Annotated in this window: 19 protein-coding genes, 1 pseudogene and 1 riboswitch; of the genes and pseudogenes, 4 read left to right on the top strand and 16 right to left on the bottom strand. The window is 46.5% G+C overall.

The window, feature by feature from the left end; translation table 11 throughout:
* The first annotated feature begins 196 nt into the window (after positions 1-196).
* A complete protein-coding gene (locus M1M80_RS02465) occupies positions 197-1,474 on the top strand; it encodes an Nramp family divalent metal transporter (RefSeq protein WP_060397955.1) in 1,278 nt (425 codons plus the stop codon).
* A gap of 103 nt (positions 1,475-1,577) precedes the next feature.
* A complete protein-coding gene (locus tag M1M80_RS02460; RefSeq protein WP_060397954.1) occupies positions 1,578-1,844 on the top strand; it encodes a hypothetical protein in 267 nt (88 codons plus the stop codon).
* Between the two features lie 296 nt (positions 1,845-2,140).
* Here the strand turns inward: M1M80_RS02460 and M1M80_RS02455 are convergent, their stop codons facing one another.
* From M1M80_RS02455 to lrpC, 10 genes and pseudogenes are all read right to left on the bottom strand, one after another.
* On the bottom strand, positions 2,141-3,865 hold the full coding sequence (locus M1M80_RS02455; protein ID WP_060397952.1) for a pyruvate oxidase: 1,725 nt from the start codon (positions 3,863-3,865) through the stop codon (positions 2,141-2,143).
* A 66-nt stretch (positions 3,866-3,931) separates the two neighbouring features.
* Positions 3,932-4,381 (bottom strand): annotated as a pseudogene (locus M1M80_RS02450) (NUDIX hydrolase).
* 59 nt (positions 4,382-4,440) lie between these two features.
* Entirely contained in the window at positions 4,441-6,264 is a 1,824-nt protein-coding gene (gene kimA / locus M1M80_RS02445; protein ID WP_019257509.1) for a potassium transporter KimA, read from the bottom strand.
* 194 nt (positions 6,265-6,458) lie between these two features.
* A riboswitch (cyclic di-AMP (ydaO/yuaA leader) is annotated at positions 6,459-6,603 on the bottom strand.
* Positions 6,604-6,737: 134 nt separating this feature from the next.
* On the bottom strand, positions 6,738-8,849 hold the full coding sequence (locus tag M1M80_RS02440) for a cellulose biosynthesis cyclic di-GMP-binding regulatory protein BcsB (protein WP_060397951.1): 2,112 nt from the start codon (positions 8,847-8,849) through the stop codon (positions 6,738-6,740).
* A gap of 5 nt (positions 8,850-8,854) precedes the next feature.
* Positions 8,855-10,117, bottom strand: a complete 1,263-nt coding sequence (locus tag M1M80_RS02435; RefSeq protein ID WP_003240289.1) for a glycosyltransferase family 2 protein — start codon at positions 10,115-10,117, stop codon at positions 8,855-8,857.
* Positions 10,110-11,819 (bottom strand): DUF2334 domain-containing protein, encoded by a 1,710-nt coding sequence (locus M1M80_RS02430; RefSeq protein ID WP_080429083.1) that lies wholly within the window; start codon positions 11,817-11,819, stop codon positions 10,110-10,112. Before M1M80_RS02430 ends, M1M80_RS02435 begins: the two co-directional genes overlap by 8 nt.
* A gap of 10 nt (positions 11,820-11,829) precedes the next feature.
* Positions 11,830-12,681: a diguanylate cyclase domain-containing protein gene (locus M1M80_RS02425; protein ID WP_060397949.1), complete on the bottom strand. Its 852-nt coding sequence runs from the start codon at positions 12,679-12,681 to the stop codon at positions 11,830-11,832.
* Positions 12,662-13,750, bottom strand: coding sequence for a glycosyl hydrolase family 8 (locus M1M80_RS02420; RefSeq protein WP_060397948.1), 1,089 nt, complete (start codon positions 13,748-13,750; stop codon positions 12,662-12,664). Before M1M80_RS02420 ends, M1M80_RS02425 begins: the two co-directional genes overlap by 20 nt.
* Positions 13,751-13,947: 197 nt before the next feature.
* Positions 13,948-16,134 (bottom strand): DNA topoisomerase III, encoded by a 2,187-nt coding sequence (locus M1M80_RS02415; RefSeq protein ID WP_060397947.1) that lies wholly within the window; start codon positions 16,132-16,134, stop codon positions 13,948-13,950.
* A gap of 64 nt (positions 16,135-16,198) precedes the next feature.
* Positions 16,199-16,633 carry a transcriptional regulator LrpC gene (gene lrpC, locus M1M80_RS02410; protein WP_003240281.1) on the bottom strand — a complete coding sequence of 145 codons (435 nt, stop codon included), beginning with the start codon at positions 16,631-16,633 and terminating at the stop codon, positions 16,199-16,201.
* 184 nt (positions 16,634-16,817) lie between these two features.
* Between lrpC and M1M80_RS02405 the strand changes: the two genes are divergently transcribed.
* Positions 16,818-17,108, top strand: coding sequence for a DUF3817 domain-containing protein (locus M1M80_RS02405; RefSeq protein ID WP_003240278.1), 291 nt, complete (start codon positions 16,818-16,820; stop codon positions 17,106-17,108).
* A gap of 44 nt (positions 17,109-17,152) precedes the next feature.
* Here the strand turns inward: M1M80_RS02405 and amj are convergent, their stop codons facing one another.
* From amj to M1M80_RS02380, 5 genes are all read right to left on the bottom strand, one after another.
* Entirely contained in the window at positions 17,153-17,962 is an 810-nt protein-coding gene (amj, locus tag M1M80_RS02400; protein WP_003240277.1) for a lipid II flippase Amj, read from the bottom strand.
* A gap of 503 nt (positions 17,963-18,465) precedes the next feature.
* Positions 18,466-18,888 carry a pyridoxamine 5'-phosphate oxidase family protein gene (locus tag M1M80_RS02395; protein WP_060397946.1) on the bottom strand — a complete coding sequence of 141 codons (423 nt, stop codon included), beginning with the start codon at positions 18,886-18,888 and terminating at the stop codon, positions 18,466-18,468.
* Positions 18,889-18,973: 85 nt separating this feature from the next.
* A complete protein-coding gene (locus M1M80_RS02390) occupies positions 18,974-19,519 on the bottom strand; it encodes a GNAT family N-acetyltransferase (protein WP_060397945.1) in 546 nt (181 codons plus the stop codon).
* Positions 19,520-19,606: 87 nt separating this feature from the next.
* Positions 19,607-20,110 (bottom strand): D-lyxose ketol-isomerase, encoded by a 504-nt coding sequence (gene lyxE, locus M1M80_RS02385; protein ID WP_060397944.1) that lies wholly within the window; start codon positions 20,108-20,110, stop codon positions 19,607-19,609.
* A gap of 15 nt (positions 20,111-20,125) precedes the next feature.
* Entirely contained in the window at positions 20,126-20,986 is an 861-nt protein-coding gene (locus tag M1M80_RS02380; RefSeq protein ID WP_019257500.1) for an SDR family oxidoreductase, read from the bottom strand.
* Positions 20,987-21,136: 150 nt separating this feature from the next.
* Here M1M80_RS02380 and M1M80_RS02375 point away from each other — a divergent pair, with 150 nt between their 5' ends.
* Positions 21,137-21,733 carry a class I SAM-dependent methyltransferase gene (locus M1M80_RS02375; RefSeq protein WP_060397943.1) on the top strand — a complete coding sequence of 199 codons (597 nt, stop codon included), beginning with the start codon at positions 21,137-21,139 and terminating at the stop codon, positions 21,731-21,733.
* Between the two features lie 17 nt (positions 21,734-21,750).
* Here M1M80_RS02375 and M1M80_RS02370 read toward each other — a convergent pair whose 3' ends face one another.
* Complete coding sequence (locus M1M80_RS02370) at positions 21,751-23,262, bottom strand: class I adenylate-forming enzyme family protein (RefSeq protein ID WP_060397942.1); 1,512 nt, start codon at positions 23,260-23,262, stop codon at positions 21,751-21,753.
* Positions 23,263-23,322 lie beyond the last annotated feature (60 nt).

The following is a 23,322-nucleotide window of genomic DNA, read 5'->3' as shown; positions in this document are numbered from 1 at the left end:
TGAAACGATGTCTTTTTATATGGGACCTTATCCGAATCCCTACATATCATGTTACATAACAGGGAAAAATTTGAGAGTGTATTTTAAACATCTTCGGTTGACAAGAAACCGGGATGGTCATATGATGTAGATAAAATAATTTGGTTTAAGGAAACTCTTTGTTGTATGGCAAAAACAATCAGAATTCAGGTGAGACATGATGAACAAGGACATCACAGCACAATCTCCCCGTTCCAAAGCAGTCCAAGATGCGCTTGACGGGAAAATCAGAGGATTCAGAGGGCTGCTCCCTTTTCTGGGCCCTGCGTTTATAGCAGCCATCGCCTATATTGATCCCGGCAACTTCGCAACGAATATATCGGCAGGTTCTAAATACGGATATATGCTGCTATGGGTGATTTTATTTTCTAATATCATGGCGCTTTTAATCCAATCATTATCCGCCAAACTCGGTATTGCGACAGGCAAAAACCTGCCTGAGGTTGCCCGCGAAGAATTCCCAAAGCCTGTCTCCATCGGTTTATGGATTCAGGGCGAGCTGGTCATTATTGCAACTGATCTGGCGGAATTTATCGGAGCGGCTCTGGGACTGTATTTGCTGTTCGGCATCCCGATGCTCGAAGCGTCTATTATAGCGGCGATCGGCTCTTTCGCGATATTGGAGCTTCAGCGCCGCGGTTATCGCTCACTTGAAGCCGGCATTGCCGGTATGCTGTTTGTAGTGGTAATCGCCTTTGCACTGCAGACCTTTTTCGCAAAGCCTGATGCCGCGTCAGTGATGAAGGGCCTTTTTGTCCCGACGTTTCACGGCACTGACAGTGTGCTTCTTGCAGCGGGTATTCTCGGCGCAACCGTTATGCCGCACGCGATTTATTTACACTCAGCCCTTACACAGCGGCGGGTGGTCGGCAAAACGGATGCGGAACGGAAAAAAATCTTCAGATTCGAATTTATTGATATTTTAATAGCGATGCTGATTGCAGGTGCTATTAATGCGAGTATGCTGATTGTGGCTGCCGCACTATTCTTCAAAAACGGGCTGTTTGTCGAGGATCTTGATGTCGCATTTCAACAATTCGGACATCTTGTCAGCCCTGTGTCAGCGGCTTTATTCGGGATCGGGCTGCTCGTTGCGGGACTATCCAGTTCGTCTGTCGGCACACTTTCAGGCGACGTGATCATGCAAGGATTTATCAACTACCGCATTCCGCTGTATGTACGGCGTTTTATCACGATCATTCCGCCGATCCTGATCATCGCGTCAGGCGTCAATCCGACGACCGCTCTCGTTCTGAGCCAGATTGTGCTCTCCTTCGGCATCGCCTTTGCCTTAATCCCGCTTATTATGTTTACAAGCAATAAACGGATTATGGGGTCACTGATCAACGCTAAATGGGTCACAGTGGTTTCTTGGCTGATAGCTGTATTGATCGTTGCTTTGAATGTATTTTTAATTGTCGATACGTTTCGTTAGAAAAAACCGGCTGCTAAGCCGGTTTTTGATTTTGCGGAAAAGCTCATTGATATCCTTTTTGACAGAAATTTGTTATGATAGAAGAAAAATCGGAGTTTTGATGATGTCAGTATTTATTTTGTTTTATTTGTGGATTGTTCCTATTGTAATCGGAATTTTATGTTCTGTTGCTGCCTATAAATCCAAAGGAAAAATGAGAGTCGCGCCTGGCATTGCCATGATCGTGCTCAGTATTATCTCCTTGATCACCGCGTTTACGGCCGGACACACGAATTTCCACGTGTTTATCGGCGGCATGTTTTTATTCGGCACCTTCTTGGTCGGTTCTGCTTTTCCTTTCTTTTTCGGGCTGAAGAAAAAAGAGAAATAAGCTTATGAAGGCATTAATTCTGTAAGATTTGATAAGAATAAACATATGAAACACACAAGGACAAATGCGCTGATCTTTTTGCTTTGAAAGAAGATGCATTTGTCCTTGTGGCCGTTTTGAGCATGGCGAACATCATGACAGGCTGCATAAATCATTCCTGCGGATCCTAATAAGTACACCGATAATTTTATGAATTCAAACATGGTTTCCTCCTAACAGGCAATATAATGCTATGATTACCAAAAATACATTTGTTTCCAACACAAAAACAGGGCCTTTTTCAGGCCCCTGTTTTTTTAGAATAACCGCTTTAAACTTTTCTTCAGTGACGGCATTTCGATTTTTTGGTTTTCGAAGAAATTTTTCAGCATGTACTTGCTGAAGCCTTTTGCCTGCCCGTAGGTTATTTTGCCAGGGAGCGGCGGTTCATTTCCGATCATGACGTCCACAACGGTCGGCTGGTCAGCGTGTAATGCCTCATGGAAAGCAGGTGCAAGCTCTTCCGCTCTGGTCACCTTGATGCCCTTTGCTCCGCAGCTTTCTGCAAATGCGGCATAGTCGACATTTTGAAGTTTTGTCACATAGTCGATATTGCCTTTGACCTGCTGCTCATACTCGATCATGCCGAGGTTTTCATTGTTTAAAATGACGACGGTGATTGGGAGCTTGTATTTGACGGCGGTCGGAAGATCCTGCATGACCATGGAAAAGCCCCCGTCCCCGCAGACAGCGATCGCCTGACGCTCCGGTTCGGCTAAGCTTGACGCAATCGCTCCCGGCAGGCCGCAGCCCATAGTCGCAAGCCAGCTGGAAACAATGAAATCCTGGTTCGCGTTCATCTTGAAATGCCGCGCCATCCAGACTGTCACAGTGCCGACATCTACAGAGAGCACCGCATCATCTGCTGCCGCTTCCTGAAGACGTGCCACGACCTGCTGGGGTTTAAGCGGTGTTGCCGCCTCTGTCTCATCTTTTTCAATTTCGTTCCACCAATGCTGCATATGTTCCGTGCAGGCATTCAGGAATCTTCTGTCTTCCTTCCGTTCAATATACTCCGTCAATTCGCGCAGGCCGAGGGCCGAATCACAGACAAGGCCCGCTGTCACCGGATAGCGTTTTCCGATTTTCGCCGGGTCTGAATCGAGCTGGATCGCCGGCGTGTCATCAGGCAAATAATCACGGTACGGGAATGAAGTCCCCAGCATGATTAATAAATCGCATTCCTCCATTGCCTCGTAAGCCGGCTTTGTGCCGATTTGCCCGAGGTTGCCGAGAAAATGCGGGTGCTTATCGGGAACAACGCCTTTTGCCGGAAGCGTGACAACAATCGGAGCGGCGGCTTTGTCCGCAAACTCCAGCAGCTCCCGTTTCGCCTTTTTCATTCCCTGCCCCGCCAAGATAATCGGCTTTTTAGCATTATTAATATATTGTGCGCAAGTGACGAGCTGTTCTTTTTTCGGTTCAAGGTTCCCTTCAATATACACTGGTGAAGTGTACACGGGCTCGCGTTTGATCTTCTCTGCAAACAAATCATCTGACACGCTCAATACCGCGACGCCTTTTTTGCTGTAGGCGGTGCGGATGGCCTGATTCAAGAGATCCGGAAGTGATTCCGCGCTATGTACCTCTCTGTTGAACACAGCCACGTCCTCAAACATTTGCTCAAGCTTGATCTCCTGAAAATAATCCCGTCCAACTTCGCCTGATGAGACCTGTCCGGCAATCGCCAGCACAGGGGCGCCGTCCGCTTTTGCATCATATAAACCATTTAATAAGTGAACCGCCCCCGGCCCTGCGATCGACAGGCAGACGCCGATCTTGCCGGTGAGTTTTGCCTCAGCCGCGGCTGCCAGCGCTGCCACCTCTTCATGGCGGGTTTGAATGAATTTCAATTGATTTCTTTCGTGTCTTAATTCTTCAATAAACTCATTTATACTGTCTCCGGGGATGCCATAAACATGATCAACTCCCCATTGTTCTAGCAGTTCTGTCATTGCTTGTCCTGCAGTTTTGTGTGCCATGCCGTATCCTCCTTTTTCCTTTTTTCAATACCACAGGAGAAAGGCTTTAAAACCCGGAGACCTTTATCACTTGCCCAGTCTTCTTTTGAACAGGTCAATCGCCGCAAGCATGCCGCTGTCCTTGAGGGTGACATTTACATCTCGATCGCCGTTCTTGAAATCACTGATTTGCTTTTTTCGGTTCGGCACCATAAAAAACGGCAAACGCTGCGGAGAAAACCACTTCAAACCCGCCGTCTCCATGCCGTTCGCTATCGCTCGTCCGCCTGTTATGTTTCCGGCGAACACATGCTGTTCATCTTGAAACTTTGGCCTTTGATAGACACCTATTTTCGCAGAAAGCGCTGCTGTGTATCCCGTCTCTTCCAATACCTCCCGGACTGCCGCTGCCTCAGCTGTTTCCTCGGGATCAACCCTGCCGCCCGGCAGATCCCATAAAGGAACGTCTTTTCATTTAACCAGCAGAATCTGCTGATTTTCGTTCAATACAATGACAAATGCGCCTTGCGTATACATTGCATGTCTCCTTATCCCGCCAAAAAAAGACCAAGGTGGGTTCCCTTGGTCCTAGAGCTTTATTTTTTAAAATGATACGGCAGTGTGGCAACGATTATGTCCTTTTTCCAGAACAGCCGGACTCTTAGGAGGAAGGCTGATTGATTGTGAAGAATGGTGTGCCAGCGTTTTTTCGTAATAAATTGCGGAAACAGCACCATGACGGAAAACTGCTCCTTCTTCGCTTTTGCTTCTACTGTTTCCAAAAACTTATCAAACGGATGGACAAGGCTTCTGTACGAGGAGTGAAGCGTAACGAGCCGCACTCCGTTATTGAGCTCTTCCCAGCGTTTTTCGACTTTCTTTTCCTGTTCTCTGTCAAATGACACGTGAACGGCGATGACCTGATCGGACAGTGACTTCGCATATTGAATCGATTTTTGCACGACGGTCGTGACGCCGGCTACAGGCACAATCACGACCGTGCCTTTGATTTCTTCCGGCTGTTTGTCTACAATGCGAAGCTGTTCGCCGACAGCTGTATAGTGATTTTTAATTACGTAAAACAACAGAACGACGATAGGCATAAAGATTAAAACCGGCCATACGACATTAAACTTCGTCACGAACAGGATCGACAGAACCATAAACGAAATCAAAGCGCCGCAGGAGTTGATCAGCATTTTTCCGATCCAGCCTTTTGGTTTTTGCTTGATCCATTTGATGCACATGCCGGTTTGCGAAAGCGTAAATGGAATAAATACGCCGACAGCATATAACGGGATTAAGTGTTCTGTCTGTCCTCCAAATAACAGGATGAGCACAATGGAAGCAACGCCTAAAAAGATAATTCCATTTGAGAAGCCTAAGCGGTCGCCTCTGACTGTAAACATACGCGGCATATACTGGTCTCTCGCCAGGTTGAAGGCAAGCTGCGGGAAAGCTGAAAATCCCGTGTTTGCCGCAAGAACCAAAATAAGCGATGTGACGCCTTGGATGACATAGTAGAACACATTCCGCCCAAAGGTTTCGGACGCAATTTGTGAAACCACCGTTTCATCGGGCTTCGGCGCCGTTCCATATCCGTATGCGAGCACCGTAATGCCGGCGAACAGAATCGCCAGCAAAATTCCCATCATCGCAAGCGTTCTTGCCGCGTTTCGCGCTGGAGGGTTTTTGAAAGCCGGAATCGCGTTAGAAATGGCCTCAACCCCGGTCAGCGCCGAGCAGCCGGAAGAAAAAGCCTTAAGCAGTAAAAACAGCGTAATACCGGCTACCGGTGTGCCGAGCGGTGTATGATGGACTGGCTGATCAATTTGCCCCGTCATGAGTTTAAACAACCCGACTGCAATCAGAACCAAAAGCGCCACCACAAACAGGTAAACCGGATAGGCAAGAATCGATGCCGATTCCGATAGCCCGCGCAGGTTCAAAATCATAATGACTAACACCAGAAAAACAGCGATCGGCACATGATAATCATGCAATGCAGGAAAGGCCGACGTGATGGCATCCGTACCTGCGGAGATACTTACCGCTACTGTTAAAATATAATCGACAAGCAGTGAACCGCCTGCGATCAATCCCGGCTTTTCACCGAGGTTTTCTTTAGAAACGACATACGCCCCGCCGCCCTGCGGGTAAGCGTAAATAATCTGCCTGTATGAAAGAATCAGTGCGAGCAGCAATATAAGAACGCCAACCGCAATCGGTATGGAGTACCAAAATGCAGCAGCACTGATTGTTGCCAAAATGATTAGAATTTGTTCTGTCCCGTATGCAACAGATGACAGCGCATCTGAGGAAAGCATTGCCAAGGCTTTTAATTTCGTCAGTTTTTGCTCTCCAGCTGCTTGAGATTTTAGTGGTTTCCCAATCAAAAAACGTTTGATTGAATGATACATCGATGTCTTCCCCTTTTAATTTCTCATTTTTCAATTAAAACAATAAAACATCAGCATCTTGCTCTCACATTTTGTAATAGTCCTTTCTGCTATGATGTCTCTGTATGCGATTTACATTCTAAAAAAATGAACGGCAAAAAACACAGAGGCAAACGGATGCCCCTGTGCCATTACATCGAACACAGGTTTCATTCATCTCCTCTCACGAACGCTTACGAGGTTAGCTGACGGATTCGGGCATATGAGAGTTAGCCCTACCTAAAAAGGATTCACCCCAACGGCAAAAAAGCCGTTCTATTGGGTCCCCCGCTCTGATTTCAGATTAAGCGATTTGTTTTATAAAAGAGATCATACTCCCGTTCACGCGCGTTGTAAAGGGGCTTTCGGCTGGACGAGAAAAAATAAAATGACAGGTTCCACAAATGGAATTTACATACCAAAAATAAAAAAACAGAGGCTAAATTGCCTCTGTTTTATTCTGTATCAGTCTTTCTTTTTCTGCGTCTTACGGCATTCCAAATGAACACTGCCGCAATCACCATAATGAGTGCCAGCACGCCAATATACAGCCATTTCTGGCTATGATCCTGCGATGGCTGTTCTGCGCTGGAACGGTTTGTTTCCGTTTTAAGCTGCTGATGGTTTGTAAACACCTGATGGCTGTTTGTTTCATTAACGACGGTTGCCGAGTCATCGGTGCTGTTCAGATAACTGATGATCTCTTTTGTGACGGCCGTGCCATTTCCTTTTGACGGTGCAAAGACAGCCATCGTGTAGCCTGAATCCCAAAGAGAGGCTTGGGTAAATGCCACTTGTTTTGTAGTCTCATTCAGCATCTCAAAACCTGATACATCAAACGAACCGTTTTTTGCTTGCGGTACAAGCAGATCTGATGATCTCTCCTTCAGAAGAGAAAATTGATTGATGCCCCCTAAGAAAATGAGGTTCCGTCCTTTGGCATTATTTGCTGTTATGTCAGATGATTTCTTTATCGTATATGAATGCTGCGCTTCGCTGCCAAAGGACTCCGTTACGATAGAAAGCTCCTCAAGCTTTGATTGGCTTACCGTGTCAGGAAGCACGATTAGCGTTGTCTGTTCCTGATTTCCGGCGTAAGGAAGCGGCCACTCTTGAAAATCCGCTGACGGAGACATGCCTTTGATGGCGTATGACAATGTACTGCTTTTATCGATAAAGACCCACTTTTCTTCATCAGTGGTGTTGCAAGGATTGTTTTCCTTTAGCCCAGTTGTGACAAACTGAATATCAATGTAGCGGTTTTTCTGCAGCAGCTTAGGGTCCACTTTTACCGTGACATGATAGAACCCGTTTTTATCTTCTTTTCCTAATTCATCAAGCCCGACCGAGTGCGGCTGGCCGTTGATCATGACCTTCAGTTCTGCTGCCTGAGAAGCTGATCCGTTTTCGGCCGTTGAGGCTTGAATCGTTTCGGACTTTTTCAGCTTAAGCGACAGCTTTGCTGATTGATTTTGATCTAAAACCGCTGATGCAGGATAAAAGTAATGAGCTGAAGATGTTTTGTCAGCTCCAATTGTGATATCATCCGCTCCAAAATTCTCGAGGGTCAGCTTATTGCTTTCCTTTTTTTCAGCCTGCTGAAGCTTGCTGATCGAAAGTGTATCGCCGCTGAGCTGGCCTGTGTAAGTCTGATCCGTGATGACGCTGATTTTTTCAGTGAGCACGTCAGCGGATGCCGCTTGTGCGAATAGAACCGGCTGCTGCTTGCCCTCTGCTTTCAGCACCCGCTCCGCAAGCAGGAGTTTTTCTCCTTTTGCCTGTAAGCCGGCTTGTTTCATCAGCTTTTTCACCTTGCCGTTCCAATGCTTGTCCACTCCTATGAAAATCGTCGGCTTGTCGATTTTCTTCAGTTCAGATTCCGTGACATACGAAATGCTGATACTGCTGTCCACCGTTTTCAAATAGCCTTCTGTTTTCACTGCAGCTTCAATTTCCGCCGAACTTGGGTCATCCGGAATGACGATGGCGGTTTTCTCCGCTGTATTTCCCGATTGGGCGAAAGGATACGGATAATGGTCCAGCGACGTTCCCTTCGCTTCACTGCTGTCCGCCAGCGTCAGGCGGCTGTCGGGATAAATTTTGATCCAGTTGCCGGATGTATCCTGTCTGACGCAGACGCCCTCTTTCATCACGCCGTAAAATTTCAGCGATACGTTGTGATAGCCTTGGGCAGACTGGCTTTTATTCAGGTTCAGCTTCACTGTTTTCCGTTTGGAATCACCATCAAGCTTTAACGTTTTGACCGGTTCATCGTCAATGACAGCCGTTAACGATGATGGAGAAATTAAAAGATTTGATGCCTCGTATTCAATCACCAATTGCTGGCTGCCGGAAGAGGCGCCTGCCGGGATCTGATACGTCAGCTCAGCGCTGTCTTTTGATCCGTACAGTGTAATCAGGTCGCTTGTCAGCACCTGCTGTTTGGCTTGTTCTTGGCTGCTTTTTCCGAGGAACGAACCGCTGACCTCCACCTCCTTGGCAAAAGCCGCTTGTCCAGTCATCGCCAGCAGCATGAGGCTAGTGAGAAAAATCATTATTTGTTTCAAAAAGGTCACCCGCTTTTATGTTGATTGTATCGTTCTGTTTTGTACCATTTGACCTCCTGCTTGAATAAACGGTGCTTGATTTCTACGAATAAAGAATAGATGACCAGCACAATCCATGCCTGCGAGTATGTAAAGTACATGAGAAATACGATAAAAAAGTTTTGCCTGTTCATTTCTGTTTTTTCAATGCTTAGCGTAATCATGACCTCTGTCATAAATAAGAAAAATGCCAAGATCCAGAGAATCATTGCCAAGAACCCGACCGACAAATGCAAATCATAAAACAGATTGACGACAAATATCGTATTTGACATGATCACGCCAAAGAAAAACAAGAAGTACGTAAAGAAAAAATAAAACAAATCAAAGATAATCCGTTTTCGTTTCAGCTTGAAAAACTGAGCCAAAAATTTCAGCACGACATATTGATTGCCACGCGCCCATCTGGTGCGCTGGCGCCACCAGACCTTCCACGTTTCCGGCTCCTGCTCCCAAGTAATGGCGGCAGGGAAAAAGCGGATGTGATAGCCGAGATTATACACCCGGATCGTCAGCTCGGTATCCTCAGCGAGCGCTTTGTCATCCCAGCCTCCGAGCTTTTCGATAATGCTTCTGCGGATCGCAAAGTTGGTGCCTGGGATGGTGGCGATTTTGAACCACTTCCATCTGCCTCCCTGGGCCATCCACTGAAAACAGATCGTTTCGATATTAATAAACTTCGTCAAGAGCGTTTTTGCCGCATTGATGACGCGGAATTTCCCTACTACGGCGCCTGCCTTTTCGTCATTCATCAGGCCGAGCACAAGGTAATACACGGCCATTTTCTCAGGCGTGTTGTCGGCGTCATATACACAGATCACATCGCCGTTCGATTCGGCAAAACCAGAGTTAAGTGCAGAGGATTTGCCTTTTCCTGCGTTTGGCGGCTTCGTAATCACCATTTTGATGAAATCGTATTTCTCGGAAAATTCATTGACGATATCACCCGTCCGGTCTGATGAATTGTCATTAACGACGATAATCTCCAGCCGGTCCTTCGGATAATAAAGGTTGACCATCGCCTTCAGCGTCTGCCGAATCACAACCTCCTCGTTATGCGCCGGGATGAGAACACTGACCTTTGGCAGCTCCTTCATGTTTTCTCTCCACTTCGGGATGTTCCGTTCGAAGGTCATATAGTGGCGGAACCCGCCCTGCATGAGAAACATGTGGTAGAGAAGCATGACCCATATTAAACTTAGCGAGATAAAGAACAGCGTATTACCCAAGGCTTCTTCTCTCCTTAAAAATTCGTTTTTTCAATGTGGCTCTCAAATAAAACGTATAACTGACAAACATGACGACAAATAAGAGCACGACCGCGGAGAGAATCCATAACGCCTTTTCCAGAGGGGTTTGCCGATGATGATCGAAAAACTCGTCAATGGCGCTTACGCCGTTTTTCACCTGAATCGTTCCGTCACCGCTTGTATGAATTTCCACTTTGTCTGTTTTGACGGTTTGTTTCGTTTTCTTTAAATCAAGCCATTCACTGTCCGGAATGCGTTCCATCTCATCAACCAGCTCCGGCAGATATTTCATCCCGAGATACGGATGATAAAACCCTCCGGCTACTCCGCCTTCAAAATCAATCATCTGGGAGATGTGCTCCTCCATATCGCCGAGCGGGTTTTGCTTTGATGTATCGACAAAGCCGATCGTTTCCGGATACAGCGTCATGCCATGCAGCATCGAAGGAGCGGTCACATACGGAGATGCACCTGATGTTTTCCACGTTGTGCCGCTGAGCTGGACCTGGCCAAAAATGCTTGTAAAATACTGCGAAGCGATTTGATAGCCATATTCGGACATCGTGTAATGCGGCGCTTCAAACGCCAGCGGGTAGAGACCCGATGATGTCAAATCCTCAATAGCGCGCGTCAGTTTTTGCTTTGTATACGTTTCTTCCTTTTCCCGAAATGGTTTTAGATATCTGTTATAGGCTTGTTCGTTCGGAAAATCCTGTTCTTTTTCCAAAATGGACGAGGGGTCTTCGGCATTTCCGGATGTAATCGGCTGATCCGCCTTTGCATCCCAAAATTCAAAGCCCTCTCCTGTTTCACTGTAGCGATAGGCGTGTGTATAGCCGTGAACAATGATACTGCCGCCCATGCTTTGCAGCTTTTTCAGCACCTTGACCATCTTCGGTTTATCAGACAAATACACTTTGTCGCCTGTTTCCGGATTCAAGTAAACCGGTATCACTGCCAGCATAAAAGGAACATGCCTCTTATGCAGATATGTACCGGCTTGAAGCAGCAATGTTTCATCAGACATCGGGCTGATATCCTCGAGACGCAAATACAAAAGCGTCGTCCCCGCCTTCTCTCCAAAAGCTTCTCTGAGCTGTTTCGCCACGATCAAATTGTCGTTTAACAAATTCGTTAATCCAATGTACACATTCGCTTTTTTTGTTTTCCATATAAAAGAATGCGTTTTGCCGTCATCGGCTTTAAAGGTATAAAGCGCCTTTCCTTTCAGGCCTGATACGCTCAGCACGTTAAGCCCGCTCTCCAGAGACACATCGGTCTTTTCCGACCTGCTGTGGACCTGAAACACATTTTCTTTCCGGGCTAATGAAAGCCCGGAAAATTGGCTGATTTGGCCTGCGTTATAGCCTATGGCGACAACAGGTTTTTTTACACTGCTGATAAGAGACACCAGTTTTTTGCTAAGCTTTCTTTTCGTTTGGCCGTAATAAATCACATGGTCTTTGCCATTGAAATCAGCCGCTTCAACATCCAAATCATTTTTGGCTGTCACATGGGATGTAAAGTGGCCCGCAAGCAAATCAAGCATTTTAACTTGAGAAGACTCCTTGCCGTCCAAGGTTGAATAAATGATGAGAATGCCGGCATCCCGCTCTTTTGCTTGTGCCGAAACGGGAAAAGCCGCAATGGCTGAAAACAGAAGCATTGTGACGCAGAGCAGCGTGATTCCTTTATAGTTCATTCATCATCATCTCGTTTTCCAGTTCTTCTAAAAATTGATCAGCTGTTTTGATATCTTTGCGGTAAGGCAAATAACAGACGTGGAACGTGAGCGACACATACTTTCCATTTTCCAGCTGATACGTACCCAATTGTTTTTTCAGCTTTGTCAGGACGGCCGGCATATGTTCAGCGGGCGTGTGCGTCAAAACGATTCCGATACGCTCGTCAGAAGGGCGGAATTTCTTATCCGTTTCCCTGACGCTTGACCTGATTTGCTGACTGACATATTGGAAGAGGCGGTCGGTTTCTTTTTCACCGTACAAAGACTTAAACTCTTTGAAATAATGCATATGCAGCAGCAAAAACACGAAAGAATTGCCGTAGCGCTCCGCCCGCTTGATTTCTTCTGAAAGCTCCAGCTTCATCCTCTGCTTGTTATCAAAGCCGGTTACTCTGTCCACAGCGACAAAGCTTTTGATTTCGGATTGAAGCCGTGTAACTGAGCGCCGAAGCTCTGCTGCAATATCGTGGATTCTTCCAGCTATAAAAGAAAACAGCAAAAGCGCGATTCCCCACATGACAAGCATTTGCAGCCCTTCTTCAGCCGGAAATAGCGTAGCCTGTCCAGTCTGGAAAAACATCATTAAAGTGCCGAGGGCAAAGAGTACGATTAAGGTCACTGCCAGCGCGTAAATCGGGCCGAACCATATGCCTGCGGCGATGACGACAAACGTGATGCAAAGGATCAGAGCGCCTTCCGATTGCTGAGCTGTCACATAATAAATAAACAGAGACAGGGCTGCAATCAGCCCTGAAAAATAAGCAAATAATTTTTGTGATTCATTGAATGATATTTTCATTAAAAAGCTCCCTTTCGGCTAACAGCGGCAGCAGATTGTCAAAAGAATGCGTCTGAGTGCCGCTCATATAGCCTCCATAATACGATTTCACCGGATCAAGAATTTCAAAGTCATTCATCCTGTCATATATGGCTTTGATGACAGAGCTGTTTTCATGCTGTTCCGTTAAAAATAATACGGCTAATGCGTATACGGATGGCGACTCATATTGGACGACAGGCTCCTTCGTATCCGCCGAATATCGTCCGTACAGCTTTCCATTTGTCTGAAATTCCTGCTTGATCCAGTCCGCTAAAACAGCGGCTTTTTTATCCCCTTCCGGCAAATGCCAAGCAGCGTACAGCTGATCAATGAGGTTGATTTCACTGTCATATTTGTATTCCTTCGTGTCTGAGCTGTAGGTCTTCGGCAGAAAGCCATTTTTTAAAGGAGCTGAATAGAGAACATTGGCATTCCGCTGTTCCGTTTCTTCGTCTATGATTCCATTCTTCTTTAAGACAGCTAATGCATCGGGCATGACGTATGAAATCGTCACATCCTTTGAAGCGGCCTGTGAGTCGTAAAAATCTGTAAATAACCCGTTATTCATATTGTATGTCTTCAAAGCTGTGCCGATATTCCGGGCCGTTTGCGCGTAGTCGTTGCGGCCCCATTTTGCGGCGGCTTGGTCAAGAGACAGCATAATTCTCATATCATCTATCAGCGCATTCGTCCCGCTCGCTTGGCCGTTTTGAATCTTCCACGTTACCAAGTGATTGCTCAGCAGAAATGAATCAGTCAGATGCTGATATTGCTCCTGAAAATGCGGGGCGTCATTTTTGCTGACCAAAAACTCCATCCACAAGCCGAGAGATTCTGATAAATACGAAGACTGGTCTGAAAAGTCGGTTTTGATCAGCCCTTGGTCATTCATTAGATTGTGATAGATGAAATACTCTGCCGGCTGAAGCGGACTGGTATTCACATCAGCCCCAGATTGATTTAAGAATTTATTCCCAGCTTCAACACACCCTGCGGAAAGTCCGATAGATAAGAAGAATAAGATGACAGCGATCAACACATGCCTCACAGGCAAATCCCCCTTTATCGTCTGAAGCGAATCAGACGCTCAGCAATTATGACGAAAATATTACTGCCATGTTACAAATTACATTTACTATAAAAGAAAAAAATGCAGATTGCTAGCTTTTTTTCCCCTTTTTAAACATTCAAATAACGGGACCTAAGTCCAATAAAAAACCTGTGCGATATGCACAGGTTTTTCTGTTATTTATCCAAACCGAGTTTCTTCAGCTGTTCTGCCAGCGCGTTGTTAATCGGCTCATCTTTATTATTTTGTTTTTTCATATAAGAGGACACGTCCCGTTTGGAAGCGCGCCCTTTGTCTTTGTTTTTTCGTTTTTCAAATACGGAAAGCTTTTCACGGTGCCCGCAGACACACGCGAAGGTTTGGCCTTCTCCTTGGCCGCGAAGCTCCATTCTTTTATGGCAGTTCGGGCAGCGCGCGTTTGTTTTTCGGGCAATCGTTTTTCTGCTTCCGCATTCACGGTCTTGGCACACGAGCATCGTGCCGCGTTTGCCGTTTACCTTCAGCATCATTTTGCCGCATTCCGGACATGCCGTTCCCGTGATGTTATCGTGTCTGAACGTTTGGCTGCTGTTTTTGATTTCTTTTACCGTTTGGTTAGCGTAAGCCTTCATGTCTTTAATAAAGACAGCCGATTTCAGTTTTCCGGCGGCGATCGCAGACAGCTTTTGCTCCCATTCTGCCGTTAAGGCCGGTGATTTCAAATCCTCCGGAACAAGCTGCAGGAGCTGTTTTCCTTTAGATGTGATAAAAATATCTTTGTCCTTTTTCTCTATTAAAAAGCTGTTGAACAGTTTTTCAATAATGTCGGCACGCGTTGCCACCGTGCCGAGGCCGCCTGTTTCTCCAAGCGTTTTGACGAGGCCTTTTTCTTCTCCCTGCATAAAGGCGCTTGGGTTTTCCATCGCTGACAGCAGGGTTCCTTCGTTAAAGCGGGCAGGCGGCTTCGTTTGTCCGCTTGTTTCAGTCAACGTGCGGACGGCAAGAGTGTCGCCTTTTTGAAGGGCCGGGAGTGTCTGATCTCTGTCATCCTCCTGCTCATCATCCTCATCCGCCATGTCATAAACGGCTTTCCATCCTTGTGACTGCACGGTTTTGCCTTTCGCCGTAAAGGTTTCTCCGCCGATTTCTGCGATGACCTTTGTTTCCTCATATTCGAATGCAGGCATTAATACAGCAAGAAAACGTTTCGCAATCAGGTCATACAGCTTTCGTTCTTTGTCACTCAGACTGCTGAGAACGAGCGGCTCTTCGGTTGGGATAATCGCGTGGTGGTCTGACACCTTCGCGTCATTGACGTAGCCTTTATGGGATTTAATGCCGCGTTTTTTAATTTGGCTGACATATTGGGCATATGGTTTTACCTCCATGCCTTCCAGACGGTCTTTTAACGTCGGGACGATATCACTGGATAAAAATCTTGAGTCCGTCCGCGGATATGTGACGAGCTTATGCTGTTCATACAGCTTCTGCAGCACAGAAAGCGTTTCTTTAGCAGAAAATCCGAAGCGCTTGTGGGCGTCACGCTGAAGCTCCGTTAAATCATAAAGGGCAGGTGCAAAGCTTTTTTTCGCTGTTTTTTTCAGCTCAGCAATGACCGCTTGCTTTCCATCGAGGTCTTTTACCAGACGGCTTGTTACGTCTTGATTGAACGTTCTCGTCTGCTTTGATTTTTTATCCTGCCACGTCAGCGTCATGCCATCGGCCGCCGCGCGGATGCCGTAGTATGGAACCGGTGTAAACGCTTGAATGTCCGCCTCGCGCTTTGCAATCATGGCAAGCGTCGGTGTCTGCACACGGCCGCATGAGAGCTGGGCATTGAATTTTGTGGTGAGTGCACGGGTCGCATTAATTCCCACAATCCAATCCGCTTCCGCTCTGGCGACGGCAGAATGATACAGGTTTTCATATTCTTTGCCGCTGCGCAGCTTTTGAAAGCCTTCCTTGATTGCTTTATCCGTCACAGATGAAATCCACAGCCGCTTGATCGGCTTGCGGACATTCGCTTTTTCAATGATCCAGCGCGCAACAAGCTCCCCTTCCCGGCCTGCATCAGTCGCGATGACAATCTGATTGACGTCTTTACGGGTAAGCTGGGATTTGACCGCATTGAACTGTTTTCCGGTTTTCTTGATCACAACAAGCTTTAATGGTTCTGGGATAATCGGCAGATCCTCCAGCCGCCATGATTGAAATTCTTTTCCGTAGCCTTCCGGATCAGCAAGTGTCACCAAATGGCCCAAAGCCCATGTAACAATATATTGATCGCCTTCGAGATAACCGTTTCCTTTTTTATGGCACTTCAGCACCCGGGCCAAATCCCGGCCGACTGAAGGTTTTTCAGCTAGTACAACTGTTTTTGACATGCTTGATCACTTCTCTTTCTTTCACGCTCATCCTTTTATTATAACAGACTTGAACAAGCACTCTCTAACTGCGTCCGTTTTTCGTGTCAATTTCTGAGAAAATAACGTGAGTGACGGTTTGCGCGTATGGCGATGTTTTGTTAATGAAATCTTCTACCGCCTCGAGGCTTTCAGCATTGATTTTCAGCATATAACAGGCTGCGCCCGCAATCCGGTAGCAAAATTCGATATTCGGCAATGTTTGAATATAGCTTTTGAACCGCTCGTAATCCGCGTTTTTGACGGTTGCTTCCACAATGCAGGAAACGGGAAGCCCCAGCTTTTTCTGATCGACCTCCAGCGTGTATTGCTTGATGATGCCGAACGATTCAAGCTGCCTCACCCGTTCTGTCACGGATGGCGGCGACAGCTTAATTTTCCTGCCTAATTCCCGCATCGACAAACGGCTGTCCTTCTTCAGCTCCTCAATAATATTCAGATCAATCTGGTCAAGTTTCATTTCAACATCCTTCTTTTATGATTTTGTACACATTATCTCGGGTATTTTTGTAAATGACAAGTACAGTTCCCGAGAAAAAGCAATTAAAAATGAATGTTTTCCGAACATTTTCTAAAAGCTGTCATATGTACCCTCCGGATTGTTTATAGTATAGATGAAAACGTGTCCACAAGGAGGGCGATTTATGCTGCAAACGCCGATCGGAAGACTTCGCACGATGGGTTTTATTGAAGGAATGTCACTCTTAATCCTGCTGTTCATCGCCATGCCGCTAAAATATTGGGCGGGCCTTCCGCTTGCGGTAACAATTGTCGGTTCGGTTCACGGCGGATTGTTCATTTTGTATTTGCTTGTTTTGGCGTATGCGACCCTCTCTGTCAAATGGTCGCTGAAATGGTCAGCCGCCGGCTTCATCGCCGCTTTTGTCCCATTCGGAAACTTTTTGTACGACCGCGGATTAAGGAAATATAAATAAGTAAGTGCGAAAAAGGCTGGATCTTTATGATCCAGCCTTTCTTATTAAAACCACTTTGTCAGCCACGCGATATAGTAGGCGCCCGGAATAAACATCAGCTGGGCGAGGAGTGTGCCCGCCACCCTTGATGTGACCATCGTTACAGAGGTCCATTTTAAATACGTATAGCTTCGTTTTCCTTTTGCCACATCGTCGGCAAGAACGGATACCTTAGGATCAACAAAAATGGCCAGCAGCATCGTCGCAATCCCGTTGATCAAGCCCGATGCCATGACGGCTGTCGTGCTGCGCTCCGGCGCCAGAAGGCCTGCGTACAAAGCTGAAAGCACGCCAATCGTATAAATGGATGTGATCAGCATGTTGATCACAAATAAACGCTTAGGAATCAAGCGAATATGAAATCCTTTTACATACGAAATAGACGGCAGACGCAAATAGGAAAGGGCATTTTTGAATCCTTGTTTGGAGAGTCCCTTTTTGAACACTTGAAAAACGGAGCCGCCGCCGCTCGCCAAGTGAATAATCGCCCGTGAAAAAAGAGCGACGAAAGACGGAAGCAGGATAATGCCCAGGATGGTGCCGACTGTCGATCCGAAAATCAAGAAGCGGAACTGCTCGCCGACAATCGCCAGGGCGTTTTTTCCCGCATCATCAATTAAATGTCCGGTAAAGGGCTGCTGCACCATGTTCGACATTCTGGACACAATGACCATGACATTAAACAGGGAAAGCGCGGACGCAATAAATCCAACGCGGGCCCCGGAAAGCCTTGTGGCGTAAGCTAACGTTTCTATCGAGTGAATCAGTAATAAAAAACAGAAAATAAAAAGTACTTGTGTTGTAATGACATGCACGTTATTCTTCCTCCAATTTCATCCTAGAGATAAGACTGGAAAGAAGCCAAAGAGGTTTCAGTGCAATGTGTTTTTCACAATAAAAAAACCGCCGGCGTACGCCGAGCGGTTTGTCTTATTCTTTTCTATACGCAAATAAAGATTATATCATCCGCCAAGTCGGGCGGGGTAGATTCATAAAGCATTGTTCCGAAGAATCATTCTGGAAAGTAAACACCATGGAAATTTCTTGAACACAAGACAACGAAAGCCCTACCTCTCAATCGTCACTGCGGCTCCGAAGCCGCGCCGGTGTGAATTGTAAAACAAAAAAGTCTTTTTTCCATCTCATCGTTAGGGGCGATTTGTTATGAAGGAAAAGAATAAGGGCAGCTGGTTATGCTGCTTGGGAAGCGGTAAGCTTCTCTCTCAAACAGAAAAAAGAAGTTTACTTTCTTTTTTATTTGCTTATTTTTCTTACTAGCTATTCATGATAACATATCGCCCCTGAAAACACAAATTTCTTATAGATCGAGTGAGACCGGTGTTTTCTCTCCGGCATTCATTAATCTGATATCCTCCGGTTCAATTTCAAGAATCACCAGATTCGGATCATCCTTACCGTCAAACCAGCGCTCTAATTTGGAACTCCATATTTTATCCTTCAGTTCAGCCGAATTGTTGATTTTGGCTTTTCCTTCAACTTCAACATACGCGTCGCCAAAGCCCTCACAATCATAACCTAATAAAATGTGAACATTGGGGTTATTCTCAATTTCTTCGGCTTTATGAGTGTCCTTGCTCGTCGGTGTGTAAATCGTCAGCCCGTCATGGAAAAAAGTCATGTAGCGGGAATGCGGCTTGCCCTTTTCAACCGTTGCTAGCGAGCCTACTTTATGGTGATCTAGAACATCAAGCACTTTTTGTTTAATGTCTTGCTGATTCATCTCGAATCACTCCTTTTTAACGTCTCCGCTGTTACTTTTCCACATCCGGGGAAGATTTAAACAAGAAAATGCGCGCGCTATGTTTTTATCCTTTCCATTCACGCTTTAGCAAGCTGTAATAGACAAGGTCATGATGCCTGCCGTTAACGAATAAGCCGTCCCGTGCCGTTCCTTCTTCTTGAAAGCCGAGCCGCTCCGGGACCGCTCGGCTTTTTTGATTCCCGGCAGCCGCGCAGAGAGCAACGCGATTCAGTCCAAACTCTTCAAAAGCATATGTGATGAGAGTTCGGCAGGCGGCGGTGATGATGCCTTTGCCTTCAAACTCTTTGGCAATCCAATAGCCAATTTCCCCTTTTTGATTGATCTGATCTAGATGATGGAGGCCGATCATGCCGCATAGGGTGCCGTCATAAAGAAGCCCCGCTTCGATGCTGCTTAGGTCGGCATACTCCCGCCGCCAACCTGGAATGATCGTTTCTCTGTACGTTTCAGCGCTGCTTGGATTTTCCGCCCAAAACAGCCACTGGCCGAGCCGCTGCTGATTTTCGATAATGAGTTCGGAAAGCCGCTCCGCATCCTTTGGCTCCAGTAATCGAATGGTGATGTGCTCATTTACCTTGCAGGTAAACATTCCCTCGCCCTCTTTCCTTTTTTACCCATTATAGCGGCGATTTCATTTTTTTCAATACAAAAAAGGATGGGCTGTTACGCCTCATCCTTATATTCTTGGATCTGTAAAGATATCATGTTGATCTGTGCTCGTCGAAGACATTTCCGTCACCACGGCACCTTCTTCCCCGGCCTGGAACCAATGCTTGGTGTTCGGCGGAATCGTATATTGCCCGCCCGGTTCAAGTTCAATTTCGTGCCAGACCGTATAGTGTTCTCTGTCCTCCTGCGGTGGGAGAACCTTTGGAAGCTGCGTTTTTTCTCCTTCTACGTAAAGATACACTTTTCCGTAGCGGCAGCGGAATGTCTCCTGCTTGCCTTCCTGGCCATTAACAGGCGGATGGCGGTGTTCCGGGCAAGTCTGTCCCGGAAACAGCACTAGCTCCTTTGAGCAATAACGGTCTGTATTGACGTAGATGAAGAGCTGGAGCCCGACTTTTCTTTCTTTTCCTAAGCCGTAGTCCATCAGCTGGATTTGGTCTACTTCCTCATCCGTTAATACAATACCGGCCTTTTGATAATAGCTGTTTACTTCCTCTTTCGTGATGCTCATGTGTCTCACTCCCTCTTACGTCGTCACAAAATCTCCGCCGTTGACATGCAGCGTCTGGCCTGTCATGTAAGATGACTCATCTGAAGCCAGCAGCACATAGCAGCCGACGTGCTCAACAGGCTGACCCGGACGGCCCATCGGGGTATTTTGCCCAAATTGAGCGACTTTATCTTCAGAGAACGTAGATGGGATTAATGGTGTCCAGATTGGACCCGGTGCCACTGCGTTTACGCGGATGCCGTCTTTGACAAGCGCCTGCGCCATTGTTCTTGTAAAGGCATTGATCGCGCCTTTTGTCGCTGTATAATCAATCAGCGTCGGGTTCCCGCGATACGGATTGATAGATGTCGTGTTGATGATGGCGCTGCCTGGTTTCAAGTAATCAATTGCTTTTTTAGTCAAATAAAATTGAGAATAAAAGTTTGTTTTGAATGTGCGGTGAAGCTGTTCGCTAGTAATGTCTTTGATGCTTTCCTTCGGGTGCTGTTCACCGGCATTGTTTACAAGGATGTCCAGGCCGCCTAGTTCCTTGACCGTATTTTCAACCGCTTCATTGCAGAATTCCTCTTCGCCTACGTCACCAGCGATCAGCAGGCATTTTACGCCTTCTTGTTCTACACGCTTCTTCGTCTCTTCGGCGTCCCCATGCTCATCCTTATACACAATGGCGATGTCAGCGCCTTCCTTTGCGTAAGCGACGGATACCGCGCGTCCGATCCCGCTGTCGCCGCCTGTAATGAGCGCTACTTTTCCTTTTAATTTGTCCGCTCCCTTATAATTCTCATACTCATACACCGGACTTGGATTCATTTCGCTTTCAATTCCCGGCTGGCGATTTTGGGTTTGGGCCGGCAGTTCTTTTGGATAATTGGCCATGATGATTCTCCTCCTTTGTTTTCATGTCTATTTGTTGTGTACCTCACACGTTCTTTGGATAAACATGGATTGGCACCTTCGCATTGCTTTATCAGAAAAATGTTTCACATGAAACGCAAGGAGGAAATAACTTGCAAAGGGGGTTGCTGAATGATTAACATGCTTTCTAAAAAATTCAGCAAGCCAAAGGGCGTATTCGGCATGATTGCCGGGTACATCATGGCTGCTGAAAATAGAACACTGAATCAGTGGACAATAGATCAGCTGGGGATCACACGCGGGGACTGTATTTTAGAAGTGGGGTTTGGGCCGGGATACTGCATGCAGCAGGTGCTGAAGCGTGAAAAGGACGTTGATCTTCACGGGATTGATGTGTCAGAGGTGATGCTGAAGCTGGCCGCCCGCAGAGTAAAATCGAAGCCTGTGCGCCTGATACAAGGAAGCGTCGAGACATTTCCTCTCACCGACTCGTTTTATAATAAAGTGATTTCCGTTAACAACTACACCATCTGGAATGACCAGACAAAAGGCATGAAACAGATTTATCGGGTGCTAAAGCCCGGCGGCAAAGCAGCGATTACGATGCAGCCGAGGGAAGCAGACGCCAGTCCTAAGAAAACCAAATCATTTGGGAAACAGATGATTGCTGACTTCAAAGCAGCCGGCTTCGAAGACATTGAGTTGCAATTTAAAAACATTAAGCCTGAGCTTTCTGTCTGTGTTACTGCAAAAAAGCCCGCCACATAAGTGACGGGCTTCTTCTTTTACGAATGTACGGCCTGCTTGCGCAAGACGTCTTTTTTTACTTTGCCGAGGTTATTTTTCGGCAGTTCGTTAACAAATTCAACTTCAGGTATCTTGTAAGCGGAAAGGCGTTCCTGGCAAAATGCGATGACATCCTCTTCCGTTATACGCTGGCCGCCGTTTGTCACGATAAAAGCTCTCGGTTTTTCCCCGTACAGCGGGTCTGGTATACCAACTACCGCTGTTTCAAGGATTCCCGGGATCTGCTGGATGACTTCTTCAACCTGATCCGGATAGACGTTATCGCCTCCGTAAATTATGACATCCTTGTAGCGTCCAGTGATGAAAATAAAACCATCTTCATCTACATAGCCTGAATCTCCGGTTTTGAACCAGCCGTTTTGCAGCACTTTTGCTGTCGCTTCAGGGTTGTCCTCATAGCCTTTAAATAAGAATGGCGTGTGAACAACGATTTCGCCGATTTCTCCTTGAGGGAGTTCTTCTCCCGTCTCAGGATCTTCGACTTTGACTTTAACGCCTTCCACAGGTTTCCCCGCAGATGCCGCTTTATCCATTCCCATCTCAGGCAGCCATGTGCTGATTCCCCAAGCCTCAGTGCTTCCATAGCCGTGCGCGAGCGGAATGCCGATATCAAGATAGCGGCGGATCAGGCTGCTCGGCACTTTTGTTCCGCCTGTCATTAAAATCACAAGCGAAGATAAGTCGGTTTGATGCGTTTCCCACGCTTCAAGCAAATACGTGTAAAACACAGGAAGAGCCATCACGGTTTGAATTTTTTCTTCTTCAATGACCTTCAGCATATGAACAGGATCTTGATCCTTTGTAAAAATGAAGGTTGTTCCCGCAAAGGTTCCAAGCATGATGCAAATGAGCGCACTCGTATGATAAATCGGGTGGCACGCGAGAAAACGAAGGCCCTTCATGCGTGTTGTTGAGCTGTTGGATCTTGTTACGTATCTGTATATGCCGCCATGTGTGATCATGCATCTTTTCGGGTTTCCTGTCGTTCCAGACGTAAACATCAGAAGCGCCGTATCGTCAGGAGAAACCATTTCAGTTTCCGGCAAATGATCAGGACCGGCAAACAGAGCTTCAAATTCAGCAGATGTTTCGTAAGCTGTTCCTGTTTCCATCGTAATCCGGAGTGTGGACAGTTCAGGAAGAACTTCGTCCAGTGTTTCTTTAAACTCCGCTCCGTAAAACATCGCTTTCGGTTCACTTGCTTTTAAAATGCCTGTCATTTCATATGGTTTCAGCTGCCAGCTGACAGGTACGACAACAGCACCTATTTCAAGCGCGGCGAACATAACAGTTGATGCGGGATGGCCGTTTTTGCAAAGCAATGCAACGCGGTCGCCTTTTTGAATTCCTTTTTTCAGCAGGGCATTCGCCAGCTGGTTAATCCGTTTGCGGTAACCTGCATACGTCAGTGTATGGGCTCCGCTTTTTACAGCCTCTATTTCTTCGCTATCCGGCATGTCATGCAGAATAAGATGCTGTAATGTTTCCATATCGTCATCTCCTATATTCTCTTGAATCTTCAATAATTTGTTAGATTTCCTTCCTTACCT

It is taken from the genome of Bacillus inaquosorum, assembly GCF_023238325.1.
Lineage (GTDB): Bacteria > Bacillota > Bacilli > Bacillales > Bacillaceae > Bacillus > Bacillus inaquosorum.
Note: the sequence above shows the minus strand (reverse complement) of the source record. Positions and strands in the feature narration are given on the sequence as shown.

What these genes read in the sequence shown, in the direction of transcription:
- M1M80_RS02465 (WP_060397955.1), top strand. Translation starts at nt 197, where the DNA reads ATGATGAACAAGGACATCACAGCACAATCTCCCCGTTCCAAAGCAGTC.
- kimA (WP_019257509.1), bottom strand. Translation starts at nt 6,264, where the DNA reads ATGTATCATTCAATCAAACGTTTTTTGATTGGGAAACCACTAAAATCT.
- M1M80_RS02395 (WP_060397946.1), bottom strand. Translation starts at nt 18,888, where the DNA reads ATGAATCAGCAAGACATTAAACAAAAAGTGCTTGATGTTCTAGATCAC.
- M1M80_RS02375 (WP_060397943.1), top strand. Translation starts at nt 21,137, where the DNA reads ATGATTAACATGCTTTCTAAAAAATTCAGCAAGCCAAAGGGCGTATTC.
- M1M80_RS02370 (WP_060397942.1), bottom strand. Translation starts at nt 23,262, where the DNA reads ATGGAAACATTACAGCATCTTATTCTGCATGACATGCCGGATAGCGAA.
- lrpC (WP_003240281.1), bottom strand. Translation starts at nt 16,633, where the DNA reads ATGAAACTTGACCAGATTGATCTGAATATTATTGAGGAGCTGAAGAAG.
- M1M80_RS02390 (WP_060397945.1), bottom strand. Translation starts at nt 19,519, where the DNA reads ATGTTTACCTGCAAGGTAAATGAGCACATCACCATTCGATTACTGGAG.
- M1M80_RS02460 (WP_060397954.1), top strand. Translation starts at nt 1,578, where the DNA reads ATGTCAGTATTTATTTTGTTTTATTTGTGGATTGTTCCTATTGTAATC.
- M1M80_RS02455 (WP_060397952.1), bottom strand. Translation starts at nt 3,865, where the DNA reads ATGGCACACAAAACTGCAGGACAAGCAATGACAGAACTGCTAGAACAA.
- M1M80_RS02415 (WP_060397947.1), bottom strand. Translation starts at nt 16,134, where the DNA reads ATGTCAAAAACAGTTGTACTAGCTGAAAAACCTTCAGTCGGCCGGGAT.
- lyxE (WP_060397944.1), bottom strand. Translation starts at nt 20,110, where the DNA reads ATGAGCATCACGAAAGAGGAAGTAAACAGCTATTATCAAAAGGCCGGT.
- M1M80_RS02380 (WP_019257500.1), bottom strand. Translation starts at nt 20,986, where the DNA reads ATGGCCAATTATCCAAAAGAACTGCCGGCCCAAACCCAAAATCGCCAG.
- M1M80_RS02425 (WP_060397949.1), bottom strand. Translation starts at nt 12,681, where the DNA reads ATGAAAATATCATTCAATGAATCACAAAAATTATTTGCTTATTTTTCA.
- M1M80_RS02405 (WP_003240278.1), top strand. Translation starts at nt 16,818, where the DNA reads ATGCTGCAAACGCCGATCGGAAGACTTCGCACGATGGGTTTTATTGAA.